Here is a 12,747-nt window from a genome sequence, read left to right on the forward strand (position 1 = left end):
TCACTGATCCATGACTGCAGACGCAAACCAGCTGACAGAACTCCTTGCACTGCTTGCAGCGGCCGCTGTTTGCGTGCCCTTAGCCAGGCGCCTGCGCCTGGGCAGTATTCTGGGCTACCTAGCTGCCGGAGCTATTATCGGTCCATGGGGGCTGGGGCTTATTTCATCCGTGCAGGATATCCAGAGGCCGGCTGAATTTGGCGTGGCCTTTCTTTTATTTATCGTAGGCATAGAGATGAAGTTAAGCCGCCTGTGGCTGATGCGGCGACAGGTCTTTGGGCTGGGTGGTGCACAGGTCACGCTGACCGCCGCCATTCTGGGTGGCTGCGCCTGGGCATTGGGAACACCTGCCGCCATGTCTGTGATTGCCGGGCTGGGGCTAGCACTTTCCTCAACGGCCATGGGGCTGCAAACACTGTCCGAACGGGGGGAGCTCGCAACAGCTTATGGCCGAAGTGGCTTTGCCGTCCTTTTGCTGCAGGACCTCATGGTGCCCGTTCTGTTTGCCCTGGTTCCCATCCTTTCTATCCAGAATGTGGCTCTTACAGCATCGCTGGGTCTGGCAATCATGCAAGGGGCTGCCATTTTGATCGGAGTAACCCTGGCCGGGCGGTTCCTGTTGCGCCCGTTTCTGCATATTGTTGCGCGCTCCCACAGTGCCGAGGTCTTCACCGCTACAATTCTGCTGATTGTCCTTGGAATCGGATGGCTTACAGAGCACGCTGGCATGTCTATGGCTATGGGTGCCTTTTTGGCCGGCCTTCTTTTGGCCGATTCAGAGTTCCGCCATCAGATCGAGGCAGATATCACGCCATTCAGAGGTCTTCTACTGGGACTTTTCTTCATGGGCGTTGGCATGGCCATAGATTTCGGCCTTCTGGCGCAAAGCTGGCTGCAGATTGCCGGACTGGTGCTCGGACTTCTCACGATTAAAACAGTCATCCTGATTCCGTTGGCACGCCTTGCAGGACTTTCCTGGGGTAATGCCATACGCGTTGGACTACTCTTGTCACAGGGGGGAGAATTTGCCTTCGTCCTTCTGGGATTTGCACAGAATCAGGGAGCGATTGCAAGCGGCCTGACAGACCTTCTGATCTTGGTAGTTTCTCTTTCCATGGCAACAACGCCGGCTCTGGCAGCGGCCGGGCATCGCTTGGCACGCATGATGGAACAAACCACCAACAAGTCCCATCATCATACCTCCCTAACCATCCCGTCAGAAGAAGACAGCGGGCACGTCATCCTTGCCGGATTTGGCCGGGTTGGCCGCATTATTGCTTCGCTTCTGGATGCGGCCGGGCAGACCTACATAGCCTTTGATCATAATCTTGATACGGTGATTCAGGGGCGCAGCAAGGGCTATCCCGTTTTCTTTGGCGATGCCAGCCGCCCCGAGGTAATGCGTGCTGCAAATGCCGACAAGGCTGCCTTGGTTATTCTAACGATGGATGACCCCCTGTCCACAGCACGTGCCCTGGCTTCTATCCACCATATGTACCCAAGGCTGTCGATCCACTGCCGGGCTCGGGATCACGAACAATCCTGCGATCTGACCCAAGCCGGGGCGACATGTGCTGTACCCGAAACGCTGGAAGCAAGCCTGCAATTGGGGCGGGCCTCCCTGACAAATCTTGGTTTAACAGGTGAACACGTCGAAAGAGTTCTGGAGCAATTCCGGTCTGATAATTACGCTATTCTACAAAGAACCTTGGAAGAGAGACATTCGGAAAAGAACCTATGAACAGAGATGATCCAGCCCAAGCCTAGGCCATACCCCTCCCATGATGGACCAGAAAAATTCACTGGGTCATCAGGCGCTGCAAGCTTCCATCTGCTCTCATTTCCCTGATCGCGCCATTCAGTTTCTCTATGAAATCATTGGCCCAGGGCGTCACGGCAATAGCCTGCGCTGAATATCCAACATAAGCCTTCTCTGCGCTAACAACCGCTGTCTCAACAACTTCGGATCCTGAGCCACCGGCAGCCTTGACAGCACTCTGGACCGAGAGCCGGTCATTGACATAGCAATCCACACGAGCTCCAAGAAGCTTCCTGATATTTACTTCTGTCCCATTGGCATCTTCCACACGGATTGGACCGGCATCACGCATCTTCTGGAAGGCCTCGCCCGCAGCTATGAATCCTAGATTATTGGCAAAAAGCATACCGGCATACCCATCCGGGAATGACTGCCCGAGCACACGAGTTGCAGCCTCCGGCGTACAGAAGACTGCAACAACCTCCTCGTACAAAGGCTCGGAATACACGCTGATATAGGGGCGCTCTACCTTGCGGAGATAAGGGGGGAAAAGGGCAAAAATCTCGCCTGTTTCCATACTCTTCAGGCCGCGCTTCCACGGGACCATCATTATGGAAACATCGTAATCCGCTGCAATACGACGGGCTGCTTCCTGCAAAACATCCACATACAGGCCGCCAAGATTACCACCACGATCAAAAGAATAAGGTGCGTAATCATTATCACCGTACAAGATCACTTTCTGAGCGGCGTAAACTGATGACCACACACTGCTCACAAGGATGCAGAAAGTAGCCAAGGACACTGCACGCAAACACAACATGATGCCAAGTTTTTTGTGTATTGCAGTGACCACAACAGTCCCCTCCTATATAGAGTAAAACTAGTGCACATTTTGTATGCAGATGAAAGCAGCCCCACAGCACCCGCCACCATATCATGAAAATAATGAATGCCCACGGGTTGTATTTTGTGGATCAAAAAGCCTGATAAATTGATCCGTATTTGTATTGATATGACCGACAAGCCGCCGTGCCACATCGAAGCTGTCTGTGCCGAGCGCAATCTTCACAAAACGACCCAGCTGAGGTGCCAGATCGATGGGGGCCCGTCGCCGGAAATAGAGTGTACGCCCTTGTTGCAGGATATAGCGACTGGTCACGTTGCGATCCCAATGTATCCAAAAATGTATCCAAAAACGCGCTGTTTAACGTATCCCAAACCCGGAGGGGGCAGAAGGGGTCCCGTTAATGCATTGTTTTTAAAGCAAAAATCCCCGCGACATGTTTCAGTCGCGGGGATTTTTATGGCGCACTCGACAGGATTCGAACCTGTGACCCCTGCCTTCGGAGGGCAGTACTCTATCCAGCTGAGCTACGAGTGCTTTATAATGTCCCACCATGCCACTTACACAGCGGGGAAGCGGACAATACTGCATGTTCTCCGGTTAAAGCAACGACAATCGACCACAGGAAAGCAGCAAAACACAGCATAAACCCATAAGCCGGATCAGGCATGCCCGGCTATATCGCTCAACATGGCCGGCTCAAAACCCAGTTTACGGATGGCCCGCTCCCACTTCTGTTCCGTTTCCTGGCCAAAAAGAAGGGCCTCATCGGCGTCAACCGTGAGCCAAGCATTCTCCTTCAGCTCACTGTCCAGCTGACCAGGGCTCCAACCTGCGTAACCCAGCACCATCAGGCTGGCACGTGGCCCCTCTCCAGCCGCAATGGCCTGCAGAACATCTGTCGTCGCTGTCAGCGCAATATCTGAATCAACGGTCAAGGTCGCTGGCTGGCTGTATTCCGCCGTATGCAGGACAAAACCGCGCGCGGATTCAACAGGTCCACCAAAATGAACCCGGATATCCTTGCAATGGGGTGTACTTTCAATACCCAATTGTTCCAGAATGTCGGGAAAGGATACTTGGGCGATAGGACGGTTTATAACCAACCCCATGGCACCTTCCGCAGAATGGGCACAAACGTATATGACAGTACGAGCAAAATTCGGGTCATTGATGGCTGGCATGGCGACCAGACATTTCCCGGCAATATAACCTGATGTGAGCTGTGCTTTTCCCATGACTCTCCATCTATTCGCTAACGGGCGCCAGTGCAAGCCATGTAATGCGCAAAACGGGGCATTTGGTCGATTGTCTCACGAAGCAGGGCCGATACCTAGACAGGGAAATTGGGAAAGGCTGGTTTATGGCTGGCTGGCTTACTTTCAACAGAGGGTGGCCAGAGTCATGTCCAAGCCACCAGAAGGGGCACTGATGCGCCATTTAATGTTTTTTCTTTTCATAACAGCCTGTTCCATATCTCCATTGCGGGCACAAGAGGAAAGAACCGCCTCCTTCGTCACAACCCCAGAGGCCCGTATCAGTCTTCTGGCCGGACAGACAGCAACAAAAGGACAAGGTGCCCTTCTGCTCGGGCTTCGCTTTGAGCTGGAAAAAGGCTGGAAAATCTATTGGCGCAATCCTGGTGACGCTGGATTTCCCCCAACCCTGTCATGGGACAATTCGGAGAATCTGGCTGATGCCAGAATCATCTGGCCCGTTCCATCACGATTCTCCTGGGCCGGCCTTGAAACCATTGGGTACGGAGGTGATATCACCCTGCCCATAGAGGCACAGATCGTGGACCCGGCCAAACCGCTCCACGCCAGCCTACAGGTCGACTATCTGGTGTGCTCGGACATTTGCATACCCGGAGCCGCCAACTTGGCCCTTACGCTGCCGGATGGAGAAGGATCCATATCTGCAGATGCCGAACAGATCAATGCATACAAGAGGCAAGCTCCTGGTTCCCATCACGGTCTTCGTATTCTGTCCGCTGCGTATAAAACCGGCGAGGACGGCCTGCCACGTCTGAGCATAGAAGCCGAATCAGACACGCCTTTCTCGGATGCCATAGACATCTTCGCTGAATACGACATACGGGACACCCCTGAATTCGTCGGCACACGCAGACCAACGGTTACAACAAGCAGCGACAGGAAACGGATCCATCTGGAGACGCAGCTGGGAACACGTCCGGCAATTGACCAGCACCTCACACTGACCCTTGTCGATGGAAACAGGGGGACAGAAACCACACTGATACCTGATCACGCGTCACCGTCACCTACACTGTCCCAGCCGGGATTGGTAGCCATGCTGGGACTGGCTTTCATTGGCGGGCTGATCCTGAACCTGATGCCCTGCGTCTTGCCAATCCTATCGTTGAAAATCCTGCATCTGGCCCATCATGCCGGACGGGACCAACACGAGATACGTATGGGATTCACTGGATCCGGTATTGGCGTCGTGCTGACCTTTGTGGGAATTGGGATCATACTGGCAGCACTGAAAGCAGGTGGGGCAGCCCTTGGATGGGGCATTCAGTTCCAGAACCCTCTGTTCTTGGGAATTCTGGTCATTATCCTGACCGTTTTTGCCCTGAATCTCTGGGGCCTGTTTGATATTCGCCTCCCGAACTGGTTGTCGCGGGCAACGGAATCACTTCCACACTCATCGCACTGGCTGCCATCCATAGCCAACGGTGTTTTTGCAACCCTTCTGGCAACCCCGTGCTCGGCACCATTTCTGGGCACAGCTGTTGGATTTGCCCTGGCACAAGGCCCATGGGATATCATAGCGATATTCGCGGTTATGGGGTTTGGCATGGCCCTTCCCTGGTTTCTGTTGGCCATCACTCCCAAACTTGGGCAATGCCTGCCCCGGCCCGGACACTGGATGATCCGCTTGCGTCAGATGATGGGTCTTGCACTCTTGGCAACTGCCTTCTGGTTGCTCACGGTCATCCTTGCCCAATACCGTGGACCCGACAAGCCAGGGAAAGGATGGGTTGCATTCGACACACAGATGATCGACGCTCACGTTGCCAATGGTCAAACCGTTTTTGTCGATGTCACGGCACGGTGGTGCATAACCTGCCAAGTGAACAAGGTCGTTGTCCTGTCGCAGGAACCTGTTGCCACACGTCTGTCACAACCTGGAATTATTGCCATGCGGGCAGACTGGACCAACCAAAACCCGACCATATCGCAGTATATGGCCAGCCACGGGCGATATGGCATTCCCTTTAATGCAGTTTACGGCCCGGGACGACCGGACGGCATCATCCTGCCGGAACTGCTGACCGCCCGGACCGTACAGGAAGCACTGAAACAGGCCCAATATCCTGACAAACATATCATTACGGAAAACAACGGGACTGTTCCCTGAAGCGAAATCGGCTCCTGTGTTATAATCCGCTATCCATAAGCAGAAACGGCGGGAGACTTGGAATGACGCTGTTCAGGGCACTGAGGGCCTTGCTGCTTGCGTATGCCATCCTTCCCGCTCCATACGCCATGGCAGAGGGATTGCCGGTTGTCACAGGCGATTACCCACCCTACTCCGGCCAGACATTGCCAGGGGGCGGAATATCAACCCAGCTGGTCATGGCAGCTTTCAAAGCTGCCAATATGGCCGAGCCGGAAATTCTGTGGGAATCCTGGAAGCGCGGCTACGAACGCAGCAAAGGCGGTGAGATTGCGGCAACGTTCCCCTATGCCAAGGATAGCGAACGTGAACAGCACTTCCTGTTCACAGACCCGCTCCACATAGACCAAGTCTCATTCTTCACCCGCTCTCTGGACATTGATGCCGTCAACGGATCATGGGCCAACATGAAAATCTGCATTCCTCAAGGGTGGATTGTAGAAACCTTCCGCGAAATCATGGACACATTCTCCCTGACACTGCAACAACCGGCCAGCATGGAACACTGCATGAAGATGCTGCAGGGAAAGCGCGTTGATCTGGTACCATCTGCAACAATTGTCGGAATTTACGAAATCAAACAAGCCTTCGGCAGTACAGAGGGTTTTACAGCCTCCCCACATCACCGCCGCGAAAACAGAACGTATCTGATGATCAGCCGCGCGTGGCCAGATGCCGACAAAGTGGTTGAGGCTTTCAACATGGGGCTGAAATCAATCCGCGAGAGTGGAGAATACGCCCGTATTACCAAGGAATATACATTGAGCAGCCCGTGATCTTCCCAAACTTGCTGGCATTGAACTGCTCTATCAATCCAGATGCAGTTTTACGGCCTTACAGACGGAGAAACAGGATGAAACGCTTCCCTGCCCTGCTCGCAATTCTTCTGTTCTGCATGTATGCGGGGCCGTCTGCAGCACAAGAACCGCTGTCCCTGGTCACCGGAGACTATGCACCCTATTCCGGTGAGAACCTCCCCCAAGGCGGACTATCCACAATTCTGGTACGCGCTGTTTTCAAGGCTGTGGACATGCCCGAACCAAAAATGCTGTGGATGCCCTGGAAGCGCGGGTACGAACAGGCAAAAAGTGGTGAATTCCCGGCAACGTTTCCCTACTTCAAGGATTCCGAGCGCGAGAAAGATTTTCTCTTCTCCGAACCTCTGCACATCTACAAGCGCGTATTCTTCGCCCGCTCACAGCACATCGAAGCCCTGAAAGGTGAGTGGAACAGCATGCGCCTGTGTGTACCCCTTGGCTGGACTGTTGAGCCCTTTACGGAGATCATACGCGAATATTCCATGGAGCTACAACGCCCGGCATCATTGGAAAGCTGTATGCGCATGCTGGAAAGCAGCCGCACTGACCTAATTGTTGACGACGAAATTGTGGTGGCCCACGAGCTGAAAAGAACCTTTGGCACCACCGATGGCTTCTCGCCCTCAACACACAAGCAACAGGAAGATCGCAGTTACTTTCTGGTCAGCCGTGCGATCAAGGATTCACAGAAGCTTCATGAAACTTTTAATGAAGGGCTGGCAAAGATCCGGGCCAGCGGAGAGTACGACAAGATTGTCGAGACGTACCGTCGGGAACACCTGAAATAAAAGACAGGATAAAAAAAAGACCCCTCTATAACAGAGGGGTCTTTTGCATGAATGAACCCAGTCAGAAGTTCGGTCAGTAACGGTATGCGTCGGACTTGAAGGGCCCCTCGACACCAACACCAATATAGTCAGCTTGGGCCTTGGTCAGCTTCGTCAGCTTCACGCCCAGCTTTTCCAGATGCAGGGCGGCAACCTTCTCATCCAGAACCTTCGGCAGGACATAGACATCTTTCTGATAGCTGGCGTAGTTCTTCCAGAGTTCAATCTGGGCCAATACCTGGTTGGTAAAGGAAGCAGACATCACAAAGCTGGGATGACCGGTTGCGCAACCCAGATTGACCAAGCGCCCTTCAGCCAACAGGATGATGCGCTTCCCGTCGGGGAACTCGATCTCGTCAACCTGAGGCTTGACATTGTGCCACTTGAAATTACGCAGCCCAATCACCTGGATTTCGTTATCAAAGTGACCAATGTTGCAAACGATGGCCCGGTCGTGCATGGCACGCATGTGGTCAACCGTAATAATGTCCACATTCCCGGTCGTGCTGACAAAAATATCCCCACGCGGAGCAGCTTCTTCCATCGTCGTGACTTCATAGCCTTCCATCGCAGCCTGCAAGGCGCAGATAGGATCAATTTCCGTCACGATGACACGGCATCCCGAAGCCCTGAGCGATTCCGCAGAACCCTTGCCCACATCACCAAAGCCGGCAACAACAGCCACTTTTCCGGCCAACATAACGTCTGTCGCACGGCGGATGCCATCAACCAAGGACTCACGGCAGCCGTATTTGTTATCAAACTTTGACTTGGTGACACTGTCGTTGACGTTGATTGCCGGAACACGCAGCTTGCCCTGGCGGGCCATGTCATAGAGACGCAATACACCTGTTGTGGTTTCTTCCGAGATACCGCGAACATCGTCCAGCAATGCAGGATACTTGTCGTGCATCAACTGGGTCAGGTCGCCACCATCGTCCAGAATCATGTTCGGGCGCCAACCATCGGGGCCATGGATTGTCTGTTCAATGCACCACCAGAACTCTTCCTCGCTCATTCCCTTCCAGGCAAAGACAGGAATCTTTGCTGCAGCGATCGCAGCTGCGGCCTGATCCTGTGTGGAGAAAATATTGCAGGATGACCAACGCACCTGAGCGCCCAGCGCAACCAGTGTCTCGATCAGAACGGCTGTCTGGATTGTCATGTGAAGGCAACCGGCAATCCGCGCGCCCTTCAGGGGCTTTTCGGCACCGTATTCCTCACGCAAGGCCATCAGACCCGGCATTTCGGTTTCAGCGATCACAATCTCCTTGCGACCCCAGTCAGCCAACCCAATATCCTTGACCTTGCAATCGGTAAAACTCATGGCGATGCTCCGCATTCCAGATTGATTCACAGGCCCGGACACACGGCAGCGCCAAAGGCCGGATCTGTCTGTACCAGACACAGAAAAGAGACACAAGAACACATAAGGATATCTTTATGTCAGAAGAGCACCCTCCCGTACCATCAACAATCAGGTGGACAACTCGGGACGGTTGGCAAAATGCGCCAAGGCTTCCGGGTTGGCCAAGGCTTCCATGTTCTTGACCGGACGCCCGTGCACAACCTCGCGCACAGCCAATTCGACAATTTTTCCAGACTTGGTTCGCGGAATGTCAGCCACCTCGACAATGCGGGCCGGCACATGACGTGGCGTGCAGTTCTCGCGTATTGTCTTGCGGATACGGTCCTGCAGGGCAGGATCCAATGACACACCGGGGCGCAGGCGAACAAACAGGATCACACGGGTATCATTGTCCCAATCCTGCCCAACGACCAGAGACTCAACAACTTCTTCCAGCTTCTCGACCTGGCGATAGATCTCTGCCGTACCGATCCGCACACCACCAGGGTTCAGCGTTGCATCGGATCGCCCATAGACAATAATCCCGCCGCTGCCGGTCAGTTCGACCCAATCACCATGGGTCCAGATTCCGGGAAAACGTTCAAAATAGGCACTGCGGAACTTTGCACCATCGGCATCACCCCAAAAGCCGACCGGAACAGCCGGAAAGGCCTTGGTGCACACCAGTTCACCCTTCTCACCCCGTATTGGCTTGCCGGCCTCATCGAAGACATCAACCGCCAGCCCAAGCCCCCGCCCCATGATCTCGCCACGACGGACGGCCCCCAAGGGGTTGCCCAGCATAAAGCAGGACACAATGTCTGTTCCGCCGGAAATGGACGCGAGCAGAACATCAGGCTTGATGGAATCGTATACGTAGTCAAAAGATTCCGGAACCAAGGGAGAGCCCGTCGAGGCAATAACACGAACGCTGGACAGATCGTGGGTATCACGCGGGCGCAGGCCATCCTTGCGAATGGCATCGATCCATTTGGCTGACGTTCCGAAGAATGTGAAACGCTCGGCTTGGGCATAATCAAACATTGCGTTCCCCGAAGGCCAGGATGGCGCCCCGTCATACAGCATCAAGGCCGCCTTGACAGCCAAGGCCGACACCAGCCAGTTCCACATCATCCAGCCGCAGGTGGTGAAGTAGAAAACCCGGTCTCCGGCCTTCTCGTCACAATGGAGGACATGCTCCTTGACCTGCTGGAGCAAGGTACCACCATGGCTATGCACAATGCACTTCGGGACCCCTGTTGTTCCGGATGAAAACATCACAAACAACGGGTGATCAAACGGCAGGCGGACAAAATCCAGCTTGCCCGGAACAAAACTATCGAGAAACTTGCCCCAGGATACCGCCTTCGGTACAGACGAGATATCTGGCGTCTCGGCCACGTAGGGCACAACAACAACCGTGCGCAAGGACGGAATACCTTGGGCAACAGCCCGCACCTTGTCGCGGATATCATGGCTTTTGCCGTTATAATGATAGCCATCTACGGCCAACAGGACGACAGGCTCTATTTGCCCGAAACGATCAAGGACACCCTGAACACCAAAATCCGGGGATGCAGAAGACCAGACAGCCCCAATCGATACGGCCGCCAGCATCAGGATCAGGGTCTCGGGCATGTTGGGCATATACGCCGCAACCCGGTCACCGCAAACCACACCGGAAGCCTGTAGCGCCTGCCTGGCCCGTGATACCTGTTCACACAGCTGCCCATACGTCAGACGACGCTGCACCTTGTCCTCGCCACGGAAGACAACGGCTAGGGCATCTGCCGGACGGGGCCGCAACAGGTTCTCGGCATAATTGACACGACCTTCAGGAAACCAGCGGGCACCAGGCAAACGACCGGGATCATCAACAACAACCGGTCCCGGGTCACCGATCAGCTCACAGAACGTCCAGACTTCTTGCCAGAAAGCAGGAATATTCTCGACGGACCAGCGATGCAGCGACTCATAGTCAGCAAGCGAGACGCCGTATCGGTCATTGATACGGGTCATGAACGAGAAGAGATTGCTCGCCCGGATACGTTCATCCGAAGGTTGCCACAAGATCGGCGACTCTGACACCCGACTCTCCTGCTCTGAACGGGCATAACAAGAGACTGTGACGCATTCCACCGCTGACGCCAAGACAGCGAATATAAAACTGCACCCACTGCCCCGTTTTTGTCGTGTCAGCATGTACATCACGGCAGGCTTTGCATACAGTCAGCCAAAGACCGTATCCAGATGGGGGATCATTGATGGATATAAAGGGACTCGCTGCAGTCATAACCGGTGGAGCATCCGGGTTGGGACGGGCAACCGCTGGCGTTCTTGTTCGGGCCGGGGCAAGGGTCAGCATACTGGATACTGATACCGGCCGCCTGCAGGACGCGGCACAGGAAACCGGGGCAATGCCCATAACCTGTGATGTCACAGACCCGGACTCTGTGCACACAGCCCTGAAGACAGCAAAAGCCACGCATGGCCCGGCCCGAATTTGCGTCAACTGCGCCGGTATTGTTCATGGTGGCCGTATTGTCGGCCGCAATGGCCCCATGGATCCGGCAGGTTTCCACAAAACCATCGCCATAAATCTGGTTGGGACATTTCATGTCATGAGCCAGGCAGCATCTGACATGATGGGGACAGACCCCATCGGGATGGACGGAGAACGCGGGATTATCGTCAATACCGCCTCTATTGCCGCATTTGACGGTCAGATTGGCCAAGCCGCCTATGCTGCCTCCAAAGGAGGTGTTGCCGCGCTCAGCCTTCCGGCAGCACGGGAATTTGCTCCTCATGGCATCCGGGTCATGTGTATTGCGCCCGGACTGTTCGAAACGCCGATGATTGCCGGGCTTCCACGCGACGTACACAGCAGCCTTGTATCCAGAACCCTGTTCCCACGACGCCTGGGACAGGCGGAAGAATTTGGTCACATGGTGTTGGCTGTTGTGAACAATCCCATGCTGAATGGAGAAACCATCCGCCTGGATGGGGCTTTGAGGCTTGAGCCAAAATAAAGTCCTGCCCGGGTGACCCACCGGTCTGGCGATGCTACAATCGCCAGACCTGACCCCGGTGACAAGGAGCCGATCTGTGTCTTCTTCCCTGGACAAGGCCGCACTGGCCCAACTCTTCATTGATGCCCGTACCCACAATGGCTGGAACAAGAAGCCTGTTCCGGAGGCAACCCTGAAGGCCCTATGGGACCTGGCCAGAATGGGGCCAACAGCTGCCAACTGCTCCCCCATGCGGGTGGTCTTCGTCACCACGACAGAAGGCAAGGAACGTCTGCGCCCGGCACTGGATGAGGGCAATGTCGAAAAAACCATGAATGCACCGGCAACAGCTATTGTTGCGTACGATACCGCCTTCTATGATCACCTTCCAACCCTGTTCCCACATGCCGATGCCCGCAGCTGGTTTGCCGGCAACGCTGCCCATGCGGCAGAAACAGCCTTCCGTAATGGATCCCTGCAAGGGGGGTACCTGATTATGGCCGCCCGGTCGCTTGGGCTGGACTGCGGACCCATGAGTGGCTTCAACCCCGATAAACTTAACGCCGCCTTCTTCCCTGATGGTCGCTTCAAGGCCAATTTTTTATGCAATCTGGGCTATGGGGATCCATCAAAGCTGTACCCACGCAGCCCGCGCCTGGCTTTTGAAGAAGCCTGCCGCATCGTGTAATCTGATGCGGGCCGTTTGATGCCTTG

Annotated in this window: 11 protein-coding genes and 1 tRNA gene; 6 read left to right on the forward strand and 6 right to left on the reverse strand. The window is 54.7% G+C overall.

The window, feature by feature from the left end; all coding sequences use genetic code 11:
• Positions 1 to 10: 10 nt before the first annotated feature.
• On the forward strand, positions 11 to 1,741 hold the full coding sequence (locus tag HEQ60_RS03945) for a monovalent cation:proton antiporter-2 (CPA2) family protein (protein WP_168069730.1): 1,731 nt from the start codon (positions 11 to 13) through the stop codon (positions 1,739 to 1,741).
• Between the two features lie 58 nt (positions 1,742 to 1,799).
• On the opposite strand, the gene HEQ60_RS03950 is transcribed toward HEQ60_RS03945, so the two are convergent.
• The 4 genes from HEQ60_RS03950 to HEQ60_RS03965 form a co-directional block, all read right to left on the reverse strand.
• A complete protein-coding gene (locus HEQ60_RS03950) occupies positions 1,800 to 2,492 on the reverse strand; it encodes a substrate-binding periplasmic protein (RefSeq protein ID WP_168069732.1) in 693 nt (230 codons plus the stop codon).
• A 204-nt stretch (positions 2,493 to 2,696) separates the two neighbouring features.
• Complete coding sequence (locus HEQ60_RS03955; protein ID WP_168069734.1) at positions 2,697 to 2,921, reverse strand: DUF6538 domain-containing protein; 225 nt, start codon at positions 2,919 to 2,921, stop codon at positions 2,697 to 2,699.
• 145 nt (positions 2,922 to 3,066) lie between these two features.
• Positions 3,067 to 3,143 (reverse strand) — tRNA-Arg (locus HEQ60_RS03960).
• 125 nt (positions 3,144 to 3,268) lie between these two features.
• A complete protein-coding gene (locus HEQ60_RS03965; RefSeq protein ID WP_168069736.1) occupies positions 3,269 to 3,844 on the reverse strand; it encodes a YqgE/AlgH family protein in 576 nt (191 codons plus the stop codon).
• A 166-nt stretch (positions 3,845 to 4,010) separates the two neighbouring features.
• Here HEQ60_RS03965 and HEQ60_RS03970 point away from each other — a divergent pair, with 166 nt between their 5' ends.
• The 3 genes from HEQ60_RS03970 to HEQ60_RS03980 all read left to right on the forward strand — a co-directional run bounded on the left by HEQ60_RS03970 (position 4,011) and on the right by HEQ60_RS03980 (position 7,638).
• On the forward strand, positions 4,011 to 5,993 hold the full coding sequence (locus HEQ60_RS03970; protein ID WP_168069738.1) for a protein-disulfide reductase DsbD family protein: 1,983 nt from the start codon (positions 4,011 to 4,013) through the stop codon (positions 5,991 to 5,993).
• Between the two features lie 62 nt (positions 5,994 to 6,055).
• Positions 6,056 to 6,808, forward strand: coding sequence for a substrate-binding periplasmic protein (locus HEQ60_RS03975; protein WP_168069740.1), 753 nt, complete (start codon positions 6,056 to 6,058; stop codon positions 6,806 to 6,808).
• A 77-nt stretch (positions 6,809 to 6,885) separates the two neighbouring features.
• On the forward strand, positions 6,886 to 7,638 hold the full coding sequence (locus HEQ60_RS03980; RefSeq protein WP_168069743.1) for a substrate-binding periplasmic protein: 753 nt from the start codon (positions 6,886 to 6,888) through the stop codon (positions 7,636 to 7,638).
• Between the two features lie 73 nt (positions 7,639 to 7,711).
• Here the strand turns inward: HEQ60_RS03980 and ahcY are convergent, their stop codons facing one another.
• Together ahcY and HEQ60_RS03990 are read right to left on the reverse strand one after the other, a co-directional pair.
• Complete coding sequence (gene ahcY, locus HEQ60_RS03985; RefSeq protein ID WP_156483277.1) at positions 7,712 to 9,004, reverse strand: adenosylhomocysteinase; 1,293 nt, start codon at positions 9,002 to 9,004, stop codon at positions 7,712 to 7,714.
• 150 nt (positions 9,005 to 9,154) lie between these two features.
• Positions 9,155 to 11,113, reverse strand: coding sequence for an acetoacetate--CoA ligase (locus HEQ60_RS03990; protein ID WP_322099286.1), 1,959 nt, complete (start codon positions 11,111 to 11,113; stop codon positions 9,155 to 9,157).
• A gap of 176 nt (positions 11,114 to 11,289) precedes the next feature.
• Here HEQ60_RS03990 and HEQ60_RS03995 point away from each other — a divergent pair, with 176 nt between their 5' ends.
• Both HEQ60_RS03995 and HEQ60_RS04000 read left to right on the forward strand, forming a co-directional pair.
• Complete coding sequence (locus tag HEQ60_RS03995) at positions 11,290 to 12,054, forward strand: SDR family NAD(P)-dependent oxidoreductase (protein ID WP_168069745.1); 765 nt, start codon at positions 11,290 to 11,292, stop codon at positions 12,052 to 12,054.
• Positions 12,055 to 12,130: 76 nt separating this feature from the next.
• Positions 12,131 to 12,721 carry a malonic semialdehyde reductase gene (locus HEQ60_RS04000; protein ID WP_168069747.1) on the forward strand — a complete coding sequence of 197 codons (591 nt, stop codon included), beginning with the start codon at positions 12,131 to 12,133 and terminating at the stop codon, positions 12,719 to 12,721.
• Positions 12,722 to 12,747: the final 26 nt, after the last annotated feature.

Source organism: Haematospirillum sp. H1815 (genome assembly GCF_012102705.1).
Taxonomy (GTDB): Bacteria; Pseudomonadota; Alphaproteobacteria; order Rhodospirillales; family Rhodospirillaceae; genus Haematospirillum.